The following is a 20,743-nucleotide window of genomic DNA, read 5'->3' on the forward strand; positions in this document are numbered from 1 at the left end:
CGACAGATCAGCGGTCCTCGTCCCAGCCGGGCAACGGGACGTCGATTGGCTCGGACACGGCGATGTCGGTCGGGAATACCGGCACGACCTTGCCGTCCTGCCACTGGCTGACGAAGAACACAGCGCGCTCGTTCTGGCCGTTCTCGTCGAAGCTCAGACCCTGCCCGTCGGCGAACTCGCGCTCGGCAATGTCGATCTCGTCGGCGGCGGCGGCGACGCCCGCAGCGCTCAAGTCGTCTGCGGCCTTCATGACCTCGAACAGCGACATGGCGCCCACGAAACCGTTCATATCGAACGCGCCCGGCTCGGCGCCGTCGTGTTCTTCGGCGTAGCGCTCGTAGAACTCCGCGTAGTGCTTCTGCGCCGCGTCCGATAGGCCCTCGACGCCCGTCTGTCCCGAGAAGCCGACGTTAAAGAAACCATTGCCGCTATCGCCCATGGCCTCGATCCACGCCTCGTTCACGTGGCCGCCGCCGGAGCCGATGATGACCGGCGGAGTGATGTCCTGCGAGCGCATGGCGCGGGCCAAAGCCGCGGCGTCGGCGTCATAGCTGGTGAGCACCAGCACGGTGGGATTCGCGTCGCGGATCTGCAACGCGACGTTCGACAGGTCGCTCGCATCGGTGGGATATGCGGCCTCCAGGACGACGTCCAGGTTGTGCTCTGCGGCGCTCTCTTTGACGCCCGCCAGCACGTCCTCACCGTACGAGTTGTTCACGCCCGCCCAGGCGACGGTCATCTCGGCCGGGTCAACGGCGAGGGTCTCCGACAGCACCTCGGTGGCGTACGCTACAGCGTCGGTGCCGATGTCGCCGGCGTTCTGGGAGGTGCGGTAGACGTTGTCGTAGGTGCCGTCCGTGATGCCCACGGCAGATGCCCCGGTCTCCCAGTACAGACCGCCCTCCCCTGTGATCACGGGGATCGCTGCAAGCGCCAGCGACGACCCGAATGTGCCGAGCACCTTGTCGATGCCTTCGTTGAGCAGGCGCTCTGCGCCCTGACGCGCGGCGTCGTCGTCCGGGGCGTCGACGTCCTCGAACACGACCTGACGGCCGTCGATCCCGCCCTCCTCGTTGATGATCTGGCGCGCGATCTCGGAGCCGTTTGCGACGCGGGTGCCGGTGCCAGCCAGCGTACCGGTGAGCGGCAGCAGCCGGCCGATCACGATCTCATCGCCTTCTCCGCCGGCCCCGCCGGATCCGTTCGCGCAGCCAGCGAGCGAGACGGCCGTCGCGGCGCTCAGCGCGAGCGCGATGCTGGCCTTGAGCTTGGTGTTCATGGGTTACCTTTCGTTTCGTCGTTGAAGCGACAGTGGTGTGATTCAGATACCGAGATATGCCTCTTGGAGTTGCCGGTCGGCGAGCAGCTCTTGCGCGTCGCCCTCGACGGCGGTCTCTCCCTCTTCGAGCACGTAGCCGCGGTCGGCCACGCTGAGCGCCTGTGCGACGTTCTGCTCCACGAGCAACACGGTCATGCCCTCCTCGCGCAGCGTGGAGATCGCCTCGAACACCTCGGTGACGATCTTCGGCGCGAGTCCGAGCGACGGCTCATCGAGGACGAGCAACTTGGGCTTGGCCATGAGGGCACGCGCGATGGCGACCATCTGCTGCTGTCCCCCGGAGAGGAGACCGGCGTGCTGCTTACGCCGCTCCTCCAGAATTGGGAACATACGGAACATCTGACGGAGCGTCTGATCTGCGACGCGACGCGCCCGCGTCGTGACGGCGCCGAGCTCCAGGTTCTCCTGGACCGACAGGTTGCCGAACAGCCGCCGCCCTTCGGGCGAGTGAGCGATCCCGAGTCGCGCAATGTGGTGACTTGGTGCCCCCGCTATCTGCGTGCCGTCGAACATGATGGAGCCGCTGCGGGGCTTGACGAGTCCCGAGATCGCCTTCAGCGTGGTGGTCTTGCCGACGCCGTTTCCTCCCAGGAGGGTGACGATCTCGCCCTGCTCCACACGAAGGTTGACGTCGAAGAGCACCTTCGCGCGGCCATACGAGACGGCGAGGCTCTCAATGTGCAGCATGGTCGAATCCCTCTCCGAGGTAAGCAGTCATGACCGCGGGATCCCGTGTGACCTCAGCGGGAGGGCCGTCGGCAAGGTTCCGTCCGCGTTCCAGCACGTAGACGTGGTCGGACAGGCCCATAACGGCCTTCATGTGGTGCTCGATGAGGATCACCGAGATGCCGTCGTCCGCGAGTGCGCGGATGAGCGCCATCATCTCCTCGATCTCCGAAGGGACGAGACCGCCCATGACCTCATCGAGCAGCACGAGTGACGGCTCCGCCGCGAGCACGCGGGCCACCTCGAGCCGTTTGCGCAGACCGATAGGCAGGGCGCCCGCGTTGGCGTCCCGGTAGCGGTCGAGCCGGAGCTCGTCGAGGAGGCGATCTACGACGGCCTCCGCGGCGGACACGGTGCTGTGACGGTTCAGCGCCCCGATCAGCACGTTCTCCCGTACGGTGGCGTCGGGAAGGCCGCGCACTTTCTGGAAGGTGCGGGTGAGGCCGCGCTTGGCAATCTTCTCCGGCGGCATGCCGATGAGCTTCGTGCCGTCGAAGTGCACGCTGCCCCCTGTCGGCTTCATGAAGCCCGAGACGATGTTGAACAGCGTGGTCTTGCCGGCACCGTTCGGGCCGATCACGCCGGTGATCGCGCCGCGGCCGGCGGTGAGGCTCACGTTGTCGAGGATCTGCAGACCGCCGAGCGAGATGCTCACGGCCTCCACCTCGAGGATGGCGTTTGTCATGCGTGCCCCTCCCTGCCAGCCCCGTCCGTCGCGACGAGGTCCACGCCGCGGTCTTCATCTTCGTCTTCGTCTTCGTCCCGCCGTTCGAGGATGGGAACCCGGACGACCTCGGTGTCGATGCGACCGGCGGGCTGCGGCCTGCCTGTCATCTTGCGCAGCAGCCACTCGGCGCCCCGCTTGAGCAGGCCGAGCACCCCGTTGGGGATGAGCAGGATGCAGACGATGAGCAACGCGCCGTAGATGAATGACGACAGGCCGGGGATCGACGCGCCGACCGCATCGACGACGAGGTGCTCCATCATCGTGATGATCACGGAGCCGAGCAGCGGCCCGAAGACCGTGCCCATGCCGCCGATGATGGCCATCAGCGCCGGCTCCCACGAGACATCGACCGATCCCGCGTTGGCGGGCGTGATGTACAACGTGAACTGGGCGAACATCGCTCCGGCGACCGCGGAAAAGAAGCCGGAAACCGCGAGGGCGGTGAGCTTGACCCGCACGGCCGGGATGCCTATTGAACGAGCGCTGATCTCGTCCTCCTTCACCGCGCGCATCTGGTAGCCGAGCTTCGAGCGGCGCAGCATGATCACCACGAGAGCTGTGACGGCGTAGAGGATCAGCGCCACGTAGGCGTATTCCGCCTTCGAGCCGAAGATCAGCTCTCGGGGTTCCGGCTCCCGCGGGATCGAGATGCCCTCGTCGCCGCCCGTAATGTCCGAGAAGTTCTGCAGCGCGATGAACATGATGACGCTGAGGCCCAGGGTGGCCAGGCCGAAGTAGTGGCCGCGCAGGCGCACACTCATAGCCCCGATGAACAGCGCCACCACGACCGCGATCGCGGCGGACGCGAGGATTGCCGCGAACGTCGGCAGGCCCAGGTTCAGGCGCAGCAGTGTGGTGCCGAAGGCCCCGATCGCGAACAGCGCGCCGTGCCCGAGCGAGAACAGTCCGGTCATGCCTCCGGCGATGTTCCATGCCGTGGCGAACGTCGCGAAGATGAGGATCGTCACGAGCAGATCCAGCATGAGCCGGCCCGGGTCGATCGCGATGTACAGAAGCAGGGCCGCCGCGATCGCGATAAGCGGCAGGTACGGTGCGAACCGCTTCATATCAACCTCCCACCATCGCCGAGTCGAGCGACTTTTTCCCGAACAGACCCTGCGGACGCAGGATCAGGATCACGACGAACAGGACGAAGGCGGATGCCTGCATCCACTGCGTGCCGAGGTAGTAACCCGCGAAGGTTTCGACGATGCCCACTGCCAGACCTCCGAGCAGGGCTCCGTAGACCGACCCGAACCCCCCGAGCACAACGATCACGAAGCTCGTGAGCACGTAGCTGAGGCCTGTGGTGGACGACACAGCCGTGAACGGCGAGACGAGCACCCCCGCGGCCACGGCGAACGCGGTACCCAGCACGAACACGCCCGCGTAGGCCCACTCGATGCGCAGGCCCACGACGCGCGCGGCGTAGTTGTCCTCGGCGACCGCGCGGATCGACTTGCCGGCGTGCGTGCCGTGCAGGAAGAACTGCAGCGCGACCACGAGCACCAGACCTCCCACGAAGGCGATGACGCGTCCCAGTTCCACTGAGACGCCGAGCACGCCGACGCGGGTCTCGGCGAAGGCATCCGAGTAGGCGAACGTGCGCGATCCGAATGCCATCAGCGCCGCAGCCTGAAGAAGGATGCTGAGGCCGAGGGTGGCGAAGATCTGCACGTTGATCGACTTACCCAGCGCTCGCCGGATCAGTAGCAGATAGATCGCGAAGGAGACCGGGATCGACGCGAGCAGCACGAGCAGACCCGCGACATACGGGTTCATCCCCGTCGCCGTGACGATCACGGTCGTGCCCATCATTCCGAGCATGACGAACTCGCCGTGCGCGAAGTTCATGACATCCATCACGCCGAAGATGAGCGTCAGCCCGACCGCGACGAGCGCCAGAACTCCGCCCGCCATGAGGCCGAGCACAAGGAGGTCCCACATCAGCTCACTCCTTTCCCTCGGTCGTTGGCGGCTCGGAGGAGGTCGCGGTATGGGGGGAGGTCGGCCTCCCAGGACGCCACGTTGCGCGCCGTCTCGTCGCGAAGGCGGCGGTCCCATGCGCCGTTCGTATACAGCGGCCTGATCCAGTGAAGGTAGCGGTGGATCCGTGGGAAGTAAGCGGTCCGTGCGCGCTCGACGATGGCCTGGGCGTAGGCGTCGGCGACGTCCCCGACCTCGCTCGTGATACTCAGCGGCCATGGCAAGCTCTTGCTATCGGCGCTGCGCGATGCCTTGCCATGAATCATCGGCGTCCGCGTCCAGCCGGGATAGAACACGCCGACGTCCACGCCGTGAGAGGCCGCCTCCATGCGCAGCGCGCCGGCGAACGCCTCGACACCCGCCTTCGCTGCCGCGTACGCGGACGACTTGGGAGTGTTCTTGAGCACGGCGGCCGAGCATGTGAACACGATGTAGCCGCGACGGGCGATCACCCACTCCAGCGTCGCCTTTACGGTGCGGATCTGGCCCGACAGGTTGATGTCGACGATCCGGGTGAGGTGGTCGGTGTCCGACGCGCGTACGGTAGAGGCCGATCCGACGCCGGCATTCGAGACGACGATGTCAATCCCGCCGAGCGTATCGACGGCCCGTGTGACGGCCGTGTCGAGCGATGCGACGTCGGTCACGTCGGCGACGATACCGAGGTGACCTCCGCCGATCCGCCGGGCGGCCTCGGCTACCTGCGCGGCGTCGCGGTCAACGAGGGCCAGGCGTGCGCCTCGGGCCGCGAGCCGTAGCGCGGTCTCGTAGCCGATTCCGCTGGCCCCGCCTGTAACGAACGCGACGCGTCCGGCCAGCTCGTCAGTGTGTGCGGTCATGGGTGTCCTTCGGGGTAGGGCGAGATGCGGCGAGCGTCGTCGCTCACTGCATGTGGGATCCGCCGTTGACATCAAGCGTGATCCCGGTGACGAAGCCGGAAGCCGGATCGGTGAGATAGCGCACCGCGTGGGCGATGTCCTCGGCCGTGCCGAGGCGGCCGACCGGGACGGTGCTCGCGTAGTCGCGGTTGACATCGTCGCTCACCATGGCCGCCATGCCGGTGCCGATGCGGCCCGCGGCGATGGCGTTCACGGTGATGCCCGACGAGGCCAACTCGTGCGCGAACGCGCGGGTGATGCCGAGCAGTCCCGTCTTGGTGGCCGCGTAGTGGACGGCGCCGAGGCGCCCGCCGTAGCGGGCGGCAACCGAGGACATGTTGACGATGCGTCCGTGACCGGCCTCGATCATGCCGGGCGCGAGGGCCCGGATACCCAGGAACGGGCCCGTGAGGTTCACGGCGACGACGGCGTCCCACTCGACGAGCGGGATGTCGACGCCCTGCAACTTCCTCCCGTCGTGCTTAGGGGAGATGCCGGCGTTGTTCACGAGGACTGTCGGCGCGCCGAATTCGGCGCTCGCCTCGTCGCGCACACGGTCCCAGTCTCGCTCGTCGGCGACATCGGCGACGACGCCGATCAGCCGCCCTTCCGTCTTGCCTATATCCGCGCGCAGGCGCTCGAGGGCGTCGGCGCTGATGTCGACGGCCACGACGCGGTCCCCGCGTTCGAGCAGAGCCCTCACGATGCCGGTGCCGATGCCACCCGAGGCTCCCGTGACGACAGAGACCTCCGCGGCGGTCACGCGCTGGCCCCTGCCAGCTCGACCTCGCGGACGTCGTAAGCGTCGTCCGCGAAGGTGCTGTTGTACTCGCGGAAGGTGAAGGAGAAGTCGGGCCACAACGTGGTCAGTCGGCCGCTGCGCGGGTCGACATACCAGCTTGAGCAGCCGCCGGAGAGCCATACGGTGCCCTCACTGAGGCGCTCGACCTCCTGCATGTACGCCTCCTGCGCCTCGGCGCGCACCTCGAGGATCTTGCCGTCCTTGACCTCGCGCAGAGCGTCGATCACGTAGTCGATCTGCGCCTCGGCGATGTAGATCGCCGAGTTGTGACCGAGCCCCGTATTCGGGCCCTTGAGGAACCACAGATTCGGGAATCCGTGCACTGCCGTGGTGCGGTAGGCTTCCATGCCGCGGTTCCACGCCTGCTTCAGCGAGATGCCGTCGCGACCGAACGTGCTGTACGCCATGGGGATGTCGGTGGCCTCGAAGCCGGTGCAGGCGATGATGACGTCTACCTCGTGGCGCACGCCGTCGGGACCGGCGATCCAGTTCGGCCCGATCTGCCGCGCGCCACCTGTGACAAGCGTCACGTTGTCGCGCAGAAACGCGGGGTAGTACGTGTTTGACTTGAGGATGCGCTTGCAGCCGATCGTGTAGTCCGGTGTGAGCTTTTCGCGCAGCTCGCCCGGAGGAACCTGTGCCCGGAGGTGGTCGAGGGCGCTCCTGGTCACCGTCTCGATGAGCGACCGGGTGCCACGCCGCTGGGCGTACCGCTCCTCATTGGCCCAGAACAGGTCGGCGCGGATCTGCTCCATGATCTCGGGACGCCGCTCGAACATGCGCATCTCCGCTTCGGTGTACTGCTTGTCGTGCCGCGGCGTCACATATGCCGCGGAACGCTGGACGACCGTGAGATGACCGGCGACCTTCGCGACCTCGGGGATCACTTGGATCGCGCTCGCGCCCGATCCGATGACCGCGATTCGCCTGCCCTCAAGTGGCACCGAGTGGTCCCACCGGGCCGAGTGGAAGATGTCGCCCTGGAACGAGTCGATTCCGTCGACGTCCGGCAGCTTCTCGTCTGAGAGGTACCCCACAGCCATGATGAGCGCGGCGGCCTCGAACCACTCGCCGTCGGCCTGGGCGCGCCACACCCGCGCCGTCTCGTCCCAGCGGATCTCGTCCACCGCGTGGTTGAAGCGGATGTGCTCCCACGCGCCCTCGCGCTTGGCCACGTGCTCGATGTACTCGAGGATCTCGGCCTGACCCGCGAACATCTTCGACCACCGGGGGTTGAGGTCGAACGAGTAAGAGTACAGGTGCGACGGCACGTCGCATTCCGCGCCTGGATAGGTGTTGTCCCGCCAAGCGCCGCCTACCGTGTGGCCCCTCTCGAGCACGATGACCGACTGATCGGTTTCGCGGAGGATCCGGATCGCCGCTCCGACCCCCGCGAAGCCCGCTCCGATGATCAGCACATCGCTGCGGTGAGTGGCGTCAACTGCCTCGGTCATGTCATTCCCTCCGTAGGTTCTTTGGTGCCGCGTTCGTTCATGTCTCGTTCGTTCGTCGCTGTGAGCGACGCGGGCTCAGATGGTCAGCGCGGGGATCGTGCTGCCGGCCGCGTGCCGATCGGGCTGACGCACGAAGGCGTCGATGAGCTGGAAAAGTTGCGCGGGGCGCTCGACAGTGACGGCGTGGCCTGAGGGGATCTCGGCGAGTCGCGAGTCTTGGATGCCGCCGAACAGCATGTGACTGTGACGGATGGGGACCATCTGGTCGTCGAGGCAGCCGATCACGAGAGTGGGAGCCGTGATCGCGGCGACTTCGTCGGCGACGTCGACGGTCCCGTTGATGTCCATCTCGATGTCAGTGCCGGGGCGCACGGTGCGGCTCGCAATCATCGCTTCGAGGTCATGGTCGGACTTCGAGCGCAGGAACTGCGAGCTGTGCGCCATGAGCGTCTGGAACTCCTGCAGCGAACGACCCCCGACCTCGTGGTGGTGGCGCCACACATTGTGGCGGAGCCGCTGTTGCTTGTCGGTGGCGACCCAGCCGGCGATCAGTGTGAGCGTGGCTACGAGGTGCTGGTGGCGGCCGGCGAGCGCCGCGGTCACGACGGCGCCGAGCGAGTAGCCGACGAGGTGGATTGGCCGCCCCGCCGAGCGATCCTCGATGAGGGCCGCGACCTGCGCGACCAGCGTGTCCAGGGTGGTCGACCCGTCCACGCGCAGGTCGATGCCGATCACGCGGTGGCGCGCCGCCAGCATGGGATAGAGCGTGCCGAAGTGGGTGGCGGTGGTGCCGCCCGTCCCGTGGACGAGGACGATCGTGATGCGCTCGTCTCCCGGCGCTCCGGTGTCGGCGTATTCGACGGGAGCGCCGTTGAACTCGATCGATCCGGCCTTGGCATCGGGGTGAAGATCCACTGCTGCCTCTCGTTCCTTCTCGCTGAGATGGACCCGCGGAGAGGAGCAACTGCTCCTCTTTGAGCGTGCACTCCAGTCGGAGCGCACTATCACTTTAGAAAGTGAGAGCTCAATCCGCAAGTCTGAGCTTGCAGGGCGCGACCAGAAGCGGTCAGGAGGCGATCAGCAGTGGTCGGAGCATGACATCAAAGCGCTCGCGCAGCCGGTCCCACGTCCCCTCTACCGAGAGTCGTCGGGACGGGATGCGCAGGATCTCGTGGATGTAGATCCCGTTGCAGTTGCGCGCCACGATGTTCGCCGCGACGTCGCCGCGGATCACGCCGGCCGCCTGCGCCGAGGAGAGGATCGACTGCACGAGATTGATCACGCGGTCGCCGCTCGCCGTGCTCTGCGCGCCCAGGGCGTTATCGGACTTCAGGCCGTAGCTGAGGTAGTTCGCCACGTGCTCTGGATCGGATTGGAAGTAGGCGACGCGGGCCTCATACAGCGCATAGATTCGGGCCAGGTACCACTCACCGTCGCTGGGATTGTGCGGGGCCGCGACGGTGGCGCGGTCGGCCTCGAGCACCTGCTCGACGAGCGCGTCGACACGCTCGCCCACCACGAGCAGTAGCAACTCCTCCTTGTTGGCGATGTAACGGAAAAGCGTCGCTTCGCCGACCTCGGCACGCTGGGCCACCTCCCGGGTCGTGACCGCGCTGTATCCCTTCTCGGCGAACAGCTCCTGGGCCGCCTTGCGGATCCGCGCGTAGCGCTCTCGGCGGGCTCTCTCCCTCAGGCCGATCGGCTTCTCACGCTCGGCAGCGACGTCGCGGCTCGCTGGATCTTCGCTCACCGACGGCTCCTCTTGCATTCGGGGTCCCACGTGAAGTGAGAGCCACTCCCGCTCAAACGTTAGTCCAGGCACGGTCATGGCGCCAATGAACGACGGCGGTGAGCGTGTGAGTTGTTACTGGGGCGCGGGATCGGCGGAGCCCGCAATATCTGGCGGCTGCTACACCGCCAGGGCATCGACGTGGCGCGCCGCGCCGTCGAGCGTCTCATGCGCCGCCAAGGGCTTCGTGGCATCCGGCGGGGCAAGCAGCTCGTCACGACCCGCCCCCGATCATGCTGCCGTCCGCCCGCACCGCGTGCAGCGCCAGTTCACCGCACAGCGGCCGAATCAGTTCTGGGTGGTCGACTTCACCTACGTGGCGCCCCGGTCGGGCATGACCGTCACCGCGTTCGTGACCGACGTGTTCTCCCGGCGCATCGGCGGCTGGCGCACCACCAACCGCATGTCCACCGAGCTGCCGCTGGAGGCATTGGAGATGGCGTTGTGGGTCAGAGACCGCGCAGGCCAAGCCGTCGACGCATTCGCGCTGAACACGCGCCCTCGCAAGTCGCTCGGATGGATGACTCCCGCGGAGGCCCTCAACGAGCAGCTACTGTTGCGCCAACAGGCCGGTGTTGCATCGACTGGTTGAGCCCGGTCATGATCATCGTGAACGGGAGCAACGTCAACATCGCCTTCAACGGAGGAGTTCGCTCGCATCGCCGCGCCGTACGACGCGCTCATAAACCTCAGTGTTCCGATCAAGGTCCCGACTATCGCGGAGGGCGCACGTCCCGAGGTGCGACGTCTCCTCATGCGAAACACGCGACTGCCGCCGACACACGGTTCGGCGGAGGGCACATCTTCCTGCGTCAGCCAGCTAGTGTCCGATCTGCTCGCCGGCGGGCGCGTGTCTCCGTAGATGTGCGTTGGTCAGTATCGGCGTGTTCGCGGCGGCTCCCGCTATGGCTGCGGTCGCAGGCTCTCGGCATGGTAGATCGAATCGAACACTCTGAATGACGGGCGGCGCCACCGCATCCGTCCGCACGCGAGCGCCATCGGCGACGCAAGCTCCAAAGGATACGAGCTGATAGGTGTACGTGAATAATCGCGACGTCCCCTCCTCGCGTCCGCCCTGGAGGCCGCGTATTCGCACTCGGCCGCCGAAATGCGGGTGGTGCGGGAGGAGACACTCATGCAGTTGTAGCCGGGCGACTGACCACCTGCCAATCGCCCCATACGCCGGGTTCTTCACCTGCACGCGACGATATTTGTCCGAGCGGCCGCAGCGTTCTTCGCACACACACTCAGCCTCGTTCCGGGAGGAACCTGTTCAGGGCTGTGTAGAGAGCGGAACTTGCGCTGCGCGGTCATGCCGGCGACATTAGCGGCATCAGACTCCGCCACGGGGACAGCAGCGGTGTCGGCCTGGCGGAGTCTGGACCAGCTTCAGAGCGCCCGAAGCTGGGCAACTGGGCGAGGCGTATCGATATTCGCCTTGGCTGGCTGAGGCGCGAGGGCACGAATCATCATCGTTGGAAGCGCGAGGTCGTGCTCTATGTCTGACGATGAGTACGGGTTCTCTCCGTACTGCGCCTGCAGCAACCGGAAGAGCAAGCGCGGGGTTTCGGGACGCACCTCGACGGGTTCCTGCTTTCGCCACCCACGTGAAGAGATCTGCCGCCAGAGGGTCGTAGATCGGTCCTTGCTCAGCGCGCCCGTCGCCTCGCCTCGCTTGACCAGAGCAGCGATAGAGATACCCCAGCTCGCCTTCACGCGAGCGAGATCACCGAGCGTTACGTCAGGCATGATCAGCGTGCGCGCCGGCTCACTCGGGAGGAGGAACGCGCCTGCGAAAGTATGGGCTTCCCGTTCCGGATCCGATGAGGCACGGAAGGAGTGCAGGACCAGGTGACCCAGCTCGTGAGCGAGCGTGAAGCGGGAGCGATCTCCGCTCGCTGCGATGTAGCCGATCAAGGCGGCCTGACCCCGTCCGGCCGAGAACGAAACGCCATCGTGTCCAGCGAGAGCAGCGTCGTCGAAGCCCAAGGGTGCGACCGCGATACCCGATCGCTCCAGTGCCCGCATCACGTTGGTGATCGGCACATCCGGAGCAATCGCCAGTGCGTCCCGAGTGGAGGCCGCGATCTCCTCAATTCGAGCTATCGAGAGCACCCCATCTTCATCCTGAATCACAGGAAGCAGGGGGCGCGGGTAACCGCTGCCATCAAGGATTCGCTCCGTAACGCGGAACGCCTCATGGAAGAGTCCTCGGGTTCGCGTCGTCTCGCGCACCCTCGCTGTTGCCGTCTTCCTGAAGTGAACAGTGGCGGTCGCCCGGGTGGCCACCTTGAAGAACTCGAGGGGAAGGCTCATCGCCTCCGCGAAGGAGGTAGCGAGAGACGGGGTGAAATCCCGGCGGTGAGTCTCCACCATCGAGATCATCGGATTGCTTGACCCCTGAAGCTTCAGCGAGGTCGACTTGAGTGACGTTGAGCAACTCCCGAGCCGCGGTGATGCGTTCAGGCAGAAACACTCTGATCGCCTTCTCCCTCGACCGCCTCCTCACGGGAGGGCGACTCCAGATCCTCTTCATCCTGAGAGTCGAAGACCGCGGATTCGAAGTCCTCGACGCTGTCGACGGGGACGAACATGTCAATCCGCGCACGCTTCCCGAAGTCCCACGGAGCCACGGTGTGGACGAGGTGCAGGTTCACGGTGCCCGTTGCGAAGTCGGCCCCCCACATCATCAGCAATCGCTCCGGCTCGGCGAACAGCACCTCGTTTTCCACGAGCGCGGAGTTCGTGTACCAAGCGCGGCGCGCGAAGTTCCGCCCCGGAGCGGGAACGGCACTTGTCGAGTGCAGGAAGCGCAGCACGAGGTCGTCGTGACAGAGCTGGATGGCCGAGTTCCGGGTCTGCGTCGCATTCAGCGTCCACCCTGACAGTTTCGCTTCGTCGAGCCGGGCCCGCGCGACCGCGCGAGTGAGATGCACCCGAGCAGAACGATCGGACGCCGGAAGACGCAACGGGCCGCTGGCGACCTCCTCCAAACCACGACGCCCGACCTTCCAGCGCCTCCGCTCTCGTCCTCACACGTCACCCCCAGCTCTCCGCTGACCCCACAACTCTCCCCGTACCGCAGCTCAACTCCCGTTCTTCCTGAATGGACGTATGCTACCGTGGTAGATACCAATGGCTCGCTATAAGAAACACAGGTGAGTACGATGAAGGGCGGCGTGATCCTGTTCCGGGGCTCCGGCGCGGACGCGCGCCGCTACTTGGAGTCGGATCGGTCGCGCGCCGATGACTACTACTTGGAGGGCGGGACCCCTCTGGCGGAGTTCGCCGTGGTCAATGCCGGCGGCACGGTGATCGGTGAGGGCGCGCTGACGGCTGACGAGTACGCGCAATGGGTGGACTGGATCAACCCGCTCACGGGCGAGTCGATGGGCACCCCGCGGCAGGCGGGCCAGGGTCGGCAGGGGTCGCCGCGGTTCGCGGAGATGGTCGTGAACGCCCCGAAGTCCCTGTCCATCGCCGCCGCGCTGCACCCGGACGTGTCAGGGGCGCTGGACGCCGCGCAGCGTGACGCGGTAGCGGAGATCCGGTCCTGGCTCGGCCAGCACTCCGTCACGAGGGTCGGGCCGCGCGGGAAGCAGGAGGTGGTGCCGGTCGAGCAGTTGGAGACGGTCGCCGTCTCACACAAGACCTCCCGCGCGGGTGACCCGCACCGACACATCCACTTCCAGATCGGCACGCGCGTCTGGGCGGCGGGGGCGTGGCGCGGCCTGGACACCGGGGCGTTGTTCCGGCAGCAGGGCGCGATCCGCGCGCTCGGCACAGCGGTCATCGCCGCGCACCCGCAGCTCGCCGCCGTGCTCGACGCGCACGGCCTCACGCTCGATCCGGTGACCGGGGAGGTTGCGGAGCTGGCCTCGTACAACGCGGTCATGTCCAAGCGCGGCGAGCAGGTCTCCCGCAACCTCGCCAAGTTCGAGGCCGAGTGGCGGGCGGCCCATCCGGGGCAGGAGCCTGGCCCGGTCGCCATGTCCCGGCTGGCCGCGATGGCGTGGGATCACGAGCGGCCGGCCAAGAAGCCGGCCACGCTCGGCCACGAGTCATCCTGGCGTGCCGAGCTGGACGCGGCCGGCTACCGGCCGAACCCCGAGCGGATGCCGGTGCGCGCAGCCGTGTCGCTGGACGACCTGAGCGTGCAACAGGTCGCCGGTCGCGCGTTGGACCGTTGCGGGGCCGGTGCATCGACGTGGACGGTGCATGACGTTCAGGAGCACGTTACGCGCATCATCAACGAGGCAGGGGTGCGCGCAACCCCCGAGGCGTTGCGCGAACTCGTGGCGCTCACCACTCGGCTCGCGGTCGAGGATTGTCTGTCCGTGCTGCCGCCCGGCACGGTGCAGCCCGATCATGTGGCGCACCTGACGACGCTGCACGTCGTCGCGGTCGAGACGAACCTGCGTGATCGGCTGACCGCCCGCGCAACGGCCAGCACCGGCCGGGTGCCGGACGTGACGCGCCTGGCGCGCGCGTCCGGCTTGGACCCGGAGCAGGCGGATGCCGCCGCCGCGGTCGCGGGGACCGATCCGCTCGTGGTGGTAGAGGGTGCGGCCGGCGCGGGCAAGACCACAATGCTTAGGACCGCGATCGAGGCCGCCGACGGGCAGGGGCGGCGCACGCGGGTCGTGACGCCGACGAAGAAGGCCGCCGACGTGGCCGCGCAGGAACTCGGCGTGAGCACCGACAGCGTGGCGAAGCTCATCCACGAGCACGGCTGGCGGTGGAACCGAGACGGCGTGTGGTCCCGCCTCGCACCCGGCGACACCGACCCCGAGAACGGCAGCACCTACGCTGGCCCATCCACGGAGGCGCGGCTGATCCGTGGTGAGCGGATCGTGATCGATGAGGTGGGGATGCTCGACCAAGACACCGCCCTCGCGCTGCTGACTGTCGCGGATGAGCACGGCGCGACTCTCGCCCTGGTCGGGGACCGGGCGCAGCTCCCCGCGGTCGGTCGCGGCGGCGTGCTCGACATGGCCGCGCAGCTCGCCGGCCGCACCTACGACATGACGACCGTGCATCGCTTCGCCGACCCCGAGTACGCGGACCTCACCGTGCAGCTGCGCCGCGGTGAGCATCCCGCCCCGCTGTTCGACCGGCTGCACGCCCTCGGCCTCGTGGTGCTGCACGAGAGCACCGAAGCGATGCAGGAAGCGATCGCCCGCGACGCCCGCGAAGGGGACGCGATCACGGCGGCGACCAACGACGAGGCGCGCGAGCTGAACGCGCGCATCCGGCAGGAGCGGGTGCGCGCCGGCGTGGTCGACGACGCCCGCACGACCTCGGGTAGTGACGGCCTGAGTATCGGCGCCGGCGATGTGATCCAGACCCGGCAGAACGACTCCGACGTGCAAGTGGCGAATCGGCAGACCTGGACCGTTCAGGCCGTGGGGTCGGACGGGACAGTGTGGGCGACGGAGAACGGGACTGGCCGGAAGCGGCGGCGCACCGTGCGGCTCCCCGCCGAGTACGTCGCGGAACACACGCACCTGGCCTATGCCTCGACTGCTTACGGGGTGCAGGGTTCGACCGTGCCCGCATCGCGCACGGTCCTCTCCGATGCGCTCGACGCCTCCGGCGTCTACGTCGGTATGACCCGAGGGCAGGAGGCGAACCGGCTGCACGTCGTCGCCGCGGACGTGGACGACGCGCGGGAGCAGTTCGTCGCCACGCTCGAGCGCGACCGCGCCGACCGGGGGCTGGTCGCCGCGACCCAGGCCGCACGCGAGGCCGTTGTCGGCCTCGTCGCCGATGGGCCGGTACGTCTCGTGAAAGCCGAGCGCGCCCGCCTGGTCGAGCAGATCGAGCGCGCCGAGCGCGAGGCGGGCAAGTGGGAGCGGGTCGTGGCGGCCCTGGACGGGCAGCGCGAGGCGCACCGGGCCAAGGCCGACGAGCAGCAGGCGATCCTTGCGGCAGCAGAAGCGGATGCGCAGCGGATGCGCGCTGAGGTCGTCGCTCCGCTCATCGACCAGGCGACGACGGATGGAACCGCCTACCTCACGGCACGACGCCGGGTGTGGGAAGCCTCGGACGCTCAGCGCGCCGCTCGCGGCTTCAGCAAGCGCAGGGCCGGCCGCAGGCTGTCGGAGGCGACGGATGAGCACCGCACCATCGAGACGGCCGGGCTGTCGAGATGGGGCCGACTGCCGGAGACGCCCGGGGGCGTCGAGGCATGGGCCGCATCGGTCGCGCGGCGGGAAGCCGACGCGGACCCGCGTGTGATCGAGACGCAGGAACAGGCCGAACAAGCGCGATACGAGCAGCAGCAACTCGCCGCGCGCCAGGCGCAAGAGCGCCAGAACCTGGGCCGCCAACTGCTCGGCGAGCGCGCACCGAGCCGCGCCGGAGCACAGGCCGGACGGTGGCGCGAGCGCGCCGCCGCCGCCCGACGCGACCTCGCCACGATCGAGACCCTGCCACCGACCGAGGCGGCAAAGCTGATCCGCGCACGCGCCGAGCAGGAGCAAACCAAGCGGGAGGCCATCGAGCGCACCCTGGCCGAGCGCGAGGCCCGCGCCGCCCAACTCCACGACTTCACCCGCCGCCCGCTGGACGACGGGCCGACGACTCCCGACCGCGGACTCGGGCTGTAAGGCTGCTCGAAGGGCGAACAGCCTGATCCGTCAGTTACCGACCGCCTCGACACTGGCGACTGGACACGAAGTGTGTCGCCGCTCGTTCATTCCGCGTCCTGGCGACCTTCTGATCGCTCGCTCGTGAGGAGGAATCGGGTCAGCATGCGCCCTTCCTCGGCCGTTGGCGCACGTTCACCGGCTGGCACTTGAGCGAGGATGTCAGCCGCAATGCCCTCATCGTTCGACGTGCGGATCGCATACTCCACGCGAGTAGCCAGCTCTTCTCCGAAGTCCGCACGCATCCGCTGCGCGTCTATGTGCCAGCGATACCCCGCGGCAGTAGACAACTGCAGGCCGACATAGATAGATCCGAGGTCATCCTCTCGCCATGCGAGCGCGTCGAGTCGTCGCTGGACTAGCGAGCGTGCCGAGTCGGAATCAAGCTCAAACAGCATCCGCAGATCGTCCCGCGTGGAACCTTCAGGGAAGGCCGGGGTGTCGGCGCTCTCCAGCCGGTCCATCAGGGTGGTCGCGATCGGCCCGGCGATCTCGGTCACAAAGTTGTTGAGCACGTCGGCGCCTACTTCCGGTCGGGCGTGCAGTCGGGCAACGAGCTCGACCAGAAGAGGCCGGTTCCCGTAGTCCGGCTCCACGACAAGCTCGCTCAGTTCGTCCGCCGACATCTGCTTCAGAAGGTCGTTCGCGATCGAGAAGATGCGCCTATCGACGGTGGTGGCGAACACCCCGAACGTGGCAGTAACACCGTGAGTGCCGTACAGCCGCTCGAACAGCATGAAAATCTGCGCCTTGCTAACTCCGTCACCTCTGGCGTTTCGCCAAAGCGAATCCAGCATGAGGCGAGGCGAGGCGAGAAGAAGGTCACGAATCTCTCGCTCGGCCGCCTCGTCGGGCAGTCGCCGAAGCGCGCTCGTAACGGTTGTCTCGGAGATGGAGCCCGGCGGCAGATCAAGCCAGAGGTAGTGATCCACGAAGTCACTGTGTCCAATGCGGGGTGCATCCGCCGACCGCATGTTCCGCGGATCGAGAGCGTGGGCGAACGACGGAAAGCTGTCCACGACCAGATCAAGAAGATCCTCGCCAAATGCCAGATCGCCTGTAGCGGCGCGGAATCGCTCCAGGGCGGCCTCGGCATGCTCTTTGCGGTCGCTGTCGATCAGATACGGTCCACCGCCTACCAGGAGTTGCCGTTCTTGAATGATCGCCTTCCAAAGTGCTGGCGCGGCGACGCGAAGAAAGAGGGTCAGATGAAGGTCGCCCTGATGGAGTTCGTTTCGCACCCGCTCGGGGATCGCATTGGCGAGATCGACATAGCGTGCAGCAGCACGCGGTGTCGTTACTACCGCTCGGACTAGGGATTCGAGCCGGTAGCCCACTCCGGGATCGCTTCGGTCGCCTTCTCGGAGGGACAACTTGGCGAAGAGGATTTCATCGAGCTGCGCATCAGTGAGCGGCGGTACCTCCCAACGGCGCTCGACGATCTTCTCCAAGTACCGGCGAGCGCGCTCCGACGATCCTGCGGCAATCGCCGTCTGCTTCAGGAGGTGGTGCAGGGTGTCCTCGTCGTATGCAAGGAGGTAATGCAGACCCGGCACATCACCAACAAGACGCACGAGCTTGAAGAGGATGAGGAGTTCATCCGGGTTCAGACGGTCGAGGTCATCCATCACGATGAACAACTGTTGTCCGGACTTCGCAAGCCCATCCGATATGGCATCACGAATGCGAGATGGTGTCGTTGACCCCAGAGCCGTTCCCACTTGGTTCACCACAGCGGTGAGATCGACCGTACCGAACTTCGCAGAGGGTCCGACCAACTTGAGCAACCCCGCGAGGCGAGCTCTGGCGCGGCCCTTCTTCAATGTCTGCTGGACCAATAGCGATGCGAACCCAGCAAACAGAGCTTGTTCGTCGGCGTAGTACCAGGGATTGAAGTGCACGACGGTACATCGCGTCGTAGCCCAGTTCGGGTTCTTCGTCAGGTCCTTCAACAATGCTTCGAGCAGCCAAGTCTTACCGGACCCCCACTCGCCGACGAGTGCGAAGGTGGCTGATTCGCGACTGCTCAGGAGACGTTCAACGACTTGCCGCGCCTGCGTGGAAGCAAGTGGAGCACGGCCGAGATCAAAGTCGTGACTGTCGGACTCTGCCATCGAACTCCCCACTCATCAGCGCCATGCAGGCGGTCCTAGACGTCCTGCGCACCTCATTCTCCCAAGGTGCCCCGCAAGGCATAGTCGATCCATTTCGGGGTCGAACAGGCGCAGGAACTTCTCGCGCGGGATCACCACTCTGCGCCCGAGCTTGATCGACGGGATACTGCCGTTCTCAATCCCGATGGTCACTGTACGGGGATCGACGCCGAGCGCGGCGGCGGCCTCGGTGCGCGTGATGACAGCGTGCCGGGACGCGCGGAGCTGGTCGATGGTCACCGTCGTCGCGCGCATTTCACACCTGCCGTCTTGCTCCTACCTGGGTCTACTGAATGTACGCGCGGGGACTTGCTGTGTCAAGTATCGCGCTGTATGGTTCTTACATGGAACAGAGACAGCGGGGAAATCCGCCGGGGAACACGAACGCGCATGTCGCGGCAAACCTCAAACAAGCACGCCAGAGCATCGGCCTCGACCTGCGCGAACTCGCCGCCCGCATCCGACGCGCGGGCCGTACCATCTCGCACTCCGCGATCAGCAAGATCGAGAACGGGGAGCGCCGGGTCGATGTGGACGACCTGACCGTGCTCGCCTACGTCTTGGAGACGACACCGGCCGCGCTGCTGACACCGCCCGAGGACGCGCCGGAGCCGACCGGCGTGCCCGAAGGCCAGTACCTCGATGAAGAAGTCCGCGCCTGGCTGAACGGCTACAGCCCACTCACCGTCAAAGACCTCATCTGGTACTGGCGCGGGCAGACCGAGGCCGCGCGCCGACACATCCAGCTCGACAAGGAACTGCTAGAGGTCTACGCCAAGCGCGGCGAGGGCATCAGCACCGTCGAGGACTACGAGGCCCGCATCGCGCAGTACGAGGAACGCCTGCTGTTCATCCAGGCTCGCATCATCGCCCTCGACCCGACCGAGGCCGACCGCATCGCGCAAGACCAGGCGACCCGCCAGGCGGTCGCTCGGTGGAGGGAGGAACCGTGACCCGCCCCGCGCACCCGGCCGATGACGGGGCGAAGAAGCGCCACCGGCGCTCCCGCTCCCGGCAGCCCGGCTCGATCCAGGAGTACGCGACGCGCGAGGGCAAGCAGTGGCGATTCCAGATCTACGTCCTCAAAGACCCCGAGTATCCCGAGTTGGGATCGCGCCGCCTCACTCGCTCCGGGTTCACCAGCACGGACGAGGCGAGCGACGCCCTGCAAGACGCGCTGAAGCAGCGCAAGCAGAACGAGAAGTTCTCCGGCAAGGTGCCGCTCATCGGCGTGTACGCGGACGAGTGGGTGGCAGGACTGAAGCTCGCGGACTCCACGATCAAGGGCTACAAGAAGATCATCCGCAACCACATCACCCCGCAGCTCGGGGACATCCGGCTCGACAAGCTCACCGCCACGCGGATCGCGCGGCACTACCGCGACCTGGAGAAGCACGGTCGAGCCGATCACGTCGGCAAGGGCCAGCCGCTCTCGGCCAACAGCGTCCACAAGATTCACGTCGTCCTCGGCGCGATCCTGGACGCCGGGATCGAGGACGGGCACCTCACGGTGAACCCGACCAAGAAGAAGCGCACCGTGAAGGCTCCGAAGTCGAGCGAGGTCCGGGCGCAGAAGCCCGAGATCGTCACCTGGACCGCTGAACAGCTCACGACGTTCCTGGCCTGGAACCGCGACGAGCTGAAGGACGAACTGTTCCCGCTGTGGCGGCTCATCGCCTACACCGGCATGCGCCGCAGCGAAGCCCTCGCCCTGAAGTGGAACGACATCAACACCAAGACGATGCGAGTCAGCATCCGGCGCGCGGTGAACACCGAGGACTGGACGCAGACCAAGACGACCAAGACCGGCAACGCCCGCGTCATCGACGTGGACGCGGAGACGCTGAAGGTGCTCGCCTCCTACAAGGTCGCCCGCGCCGAACTGTCGTTCGACCTGGCGAAAGCAGACGCCTTCGTGTTCGCCGACGATGACGGCAAGCTGCGATCGCCCGACGCAATGACCGGCCGCTGGGACCGCCGCCTGAAGTGGGCCACGGCGAAGTTCGACACCCTCACCCGAGTCACCCTGAAGGGCTTGCGGCACACGCACGCGACGCTGCTGCTCGAACTCGGGGAGCACCCCAAGGTGGTGCAGGAGCGCCTGGGGCACTCCACGATCACCACGACCATGAACATCTACAGCCACGTCACACCGACCATGCAGCGGTCGGCCGTCGATCGCTTCGCGGCCCACCTCGGCAACGCTTAGCACTTTTTCTAGCACTTCGACAGAAAACGG

At 66.7% G+C, this 20,743-nt stretch carries 17 protein-coding genes and 2 pseudogenes; 5 read left to right on the forward strand and 14 right to left on the reverse strand.

Going from position 1 to position 20,743, the window contains the following annotated elements:
* Nucleotides 1–7 precede the first annotated feature (7 nt).
* From LL239_RS14455 to LL239_RS14500, 10 genes are all read right to left on the reverse strand, one after another.
* The gene (locus LL239_RS14455) at nucleotides 8–1,279 is read right to left on the reverse strand and encodes an ABC transporter substrate-binding protein (protein WP_228164146.1); all 1,272 of its coding nucleotides are present in this window, start codon (nucleotides 1,277–1,279) and stop codon (nucleotides 8–10) included.
* 42 nt (nucleotides 1,280–1,321) lie between these two features.
* Nucleotides 1,322–2,026 (reverse strand): ABC transporter ATP-binding protein, encoded by a 705-nt coding sequence (locus LL239_RS14460; RefSeq protein WP_228164147.1) that lies wholly within the window; start codon nucleotides 2,024–2,026, stop codon nucleotides 1,322–1,324.
* Nucleotides 2,013–2,750, reverse strand: coding sequence for an ABC transporter ATP-binding protein (locus LL239_RS14465; RefSeq protein WP_228164148.1), 738 nt, complete (start codon nucleotides 2,748–2,750; stop codon nucleotides 2,013–2,015). Before LL239_RS14465 ends, LL239_RS14460 begins: the two co-directional genes overlap by 14 nt.
* Nucleotides 2,747–3,859: a branched-chain amino acid ABC transporter permease gene (locus tag LL239_RS14470; protein ID WP_228164149.1), complete on the reverse strand. Its 1,113-nt coding sequence runs from the start codon at nucleotides 3,857–3,859 to the stop codon at nucleotides 2,747–2,749. Before LL239_RS14470 ends, LL239_RS14465 begins: the two co-directional genes overlap by 4 nt.
* A gap of 1 nt (nucleotide 3,860) precedes the next feature.
* Nucleotides 3,861–4,739, reverse strand: coding sequence for a branched-chain amino acid ABC transporter permease (locus LL239_RS14475; RefSeq protein WP_228164150.1), 879 nt, complete (start codon nucleotides 4,737–4,739; stop codon nucleotides 3,861–3,863).
* Complete coding sequence (locus tag LL239_RS14480; protein ID WP_228164151.1) at nucleotides 4,739–5,617, reverse strand: SDR family NAD(P)-dependent oxidoreductase; 879 nt, start codon at nucleotides 5,615–5,617, stop codon at nucleotides 4,739–4,741. Before LL239_RS14480 ends, LL239_RS14475 begins: the two co-directional genes overlap by 1 nt.
* Before the next feature lie 43 nt (nucleotides 5,618–5,660).
* On the reverse strand, nucleotides 5,661–6,419 hold the full coding sequence (locus tag LL239_RS14485; RefSeq protein ID WP_228164152.1) for an SDR family NAD(P)-dependent oxidoreductase: 759 nt from the start codon (nucleotides 6,417–6,419) through the stop codon (nucleotides 5,661–5,663).
* Nucleotides 6,416–7,912, reverse strand: a complete 1,497-nt coding sequence (locus LL239_RS14490; protein WP_228164153.1) for a flavin-containing monooxygenase — start codon at nucleotides 7,910–7,912, stop codon at nucleotides 6,416–6,418. Before LL239_RS14490 ends, LL239_RS14485 begins: the two co-directional genes overlap by 4 nt.
* A gap of 75 nt (nucleotides 7,913–7,987) precedes the next feature.
* Complete coding sequence (locus LL239_RS14495; RefSeq protein ID WP_228164154.1) at nucleotides 7,988–8,827, reverse strand: alpha/beta fold hydrolase; 840 nt, start codon at nucleotides 8,825–8,827, stop codon at nucleotides 7,988–7,990.
* A 151-nt stretch (nucleotides 8,828–8,978) separates the two neighbouring features.
* A complete protein-coding gene (locus LL239_RS14500) occupies nucleotides 8,979–9,662 on the reverse strand; it encodes a TetR/AcrR family transcriptional regulator (protein ID WP_228164155.1) in 684 nt (227 codons plus the stop codon).
* Nucleotides 9,663–9,773: 111 nt separating this feature from the next.
* Here LL239_RS14500 and LL239_RS18155 point away from each other — a divergent pair.
* Both LL239_RS18155 and LL239_RS18215 read left to right on the forward strand, forming a co-directional pair.
* Nucleotides 9,774–9,896, forward strand: a pseudogene (locus LL239_RS18155) (IS3 family transposase); the annotation flags it as partial.
* Between the two features lie 61 nt (nucleotides 9,897–9,957).
* Nucleotides 9,958–10,152 (forward strand): annotated as a pseudogene (locus tag LL239_RS18215) (DDE-type integrase/transposase/recombinase); the annotation flags it as partial.
* Nucleotides 10,153–11,090: 938 nt separating this feature from the next.
* Here LL239_RS18215 and LL239_RS14510 read toward each other — a convergent pair.
* Together LL239_RS14510 and LL239_RS14515 are read right to left on the reverse strand one after the other, a co-directional pair.
* Nucleotides 11,091–12,086 carry an ImmA/IrrE family metallo-endopeptidase gene (locus LL239_RS14510; RefSeq protein ID WP_228164157.1) on the reverse strand — a complete coding sequence of 332 codons (996 nt, stop codon included), beginning with the start codon at nucleotides 12,084–12,086 and terminating at the stop codon, nucleotides 11,091–11,093.
* Between the two features lie 77 nt (nucleotides 12,087–12,163).
* Nucleotides 12,164–12,637: a hypothetical protein gene (locus tag LL239_RS14515; RefSeq protein WP_228164158.1), complete on the reverse strand. Its 474-nt coding sequence runs from the start codon at nucleotides 12,635–12,637 to the stop codon at nucleotides 12,164–12,166.
* Between the two features lie 231 nt (nucleotides 12,638–12,868).
* On the opposite strand from LL239_RS14515, the gene mobF reads away from it, so the two are divergent.
* Entirely contained in the window at nucleotides 12,869–16,312 is a 3,444-nt protein-coding gene (mobF, locus tag LL239_RS14520; protein ID WP_228164181.1) for a MobF family relaxase, read from the forward strand.
* A gap of 86 nt (nucleotides 16,313–16,398) precedes the next feature.
* Here the strand turns inward: mobF and LL239_RS14525 are convergent, their stop codons facing one another.
* Together LL239_RS14525 and LL239_RS14530 are read right to left on the reverse strand one after the other, a co-directional pair.
* Nucleotides 16,399–18,465 carry a KAP family P-loop NTPase fold protein gene (locus tag LL239_RS14525; protein ID WP_228164159.1) on the reverse strand — a complete coding sequence of 689 codons (2,067 nt, stop codon included), beginning with the start codon at nucleotides 18,463–18,465 and terminating at the stop codon, nucleotides 16,399–16,401.
* 15 nt (nucleotides 18,466–18,480) lie between these two features.
* Nucleotides 18,481–18,759 carry a helix-turn-helix domain-containing protein gene (locus LL239_RS14530; RefSeq protein ID WP_228164160.1) on the reverse strand — a complete coding sequence of 93 codons (279 nt, stop codon included), beginning with the start codon at nucleotides 18,757–18,759 and terminating at the stop codon, nucleotides 18,481–18,483.
* A gap of 89 nt (nucleotides 18,760–18,848) precedes the next feature.
* On the opposite strand from LL239_RS14530, the gene LL239_RS14535 reads away from it, so the two are divergent.
* Both LL239_RS14535 and LL239_RS14540 read left to right on the forward strand, forming a co-directional pair.
* Entirely contained in the window at nucleotides 18,849–19,457 is a 609-nt protein-coding gene (locus LL239_RS14535) for a helix-turn-helix domain-containing protein (protein ID WP_228164161.1), read from the forward strand.
* Nucleotides 19,454–20,713 carry a tyrosine-type recombinase/integrase gene (locus LL239_RS14540; protein ID WP_228164162.1) on the forward strand — a complete coding sequence of 420 codons (1,260 nt, stop codon included), beginning with the start codon at nucleotides 19,454–19,456 and terminating at the stop codon, nucleotides 20,711–20,713. The genes LL239_RS14535 and LL239_RS14540 overlap by 4 nt, the downstream gene beginning before the upstream one ends.
* The last annotated feature ends 30 nt before the right edge of the window (nucleotides 20,714–20,743 follow it).

This window comes from Microbacterium testaceum (genome assembly GCF_020781835.1).
GTDB lineage: Bacteria > Actinomycetota > Actinomycetes > Actinomycetales > Microbacteriaceae > Microbacterium > Microbacterium testaceum_H.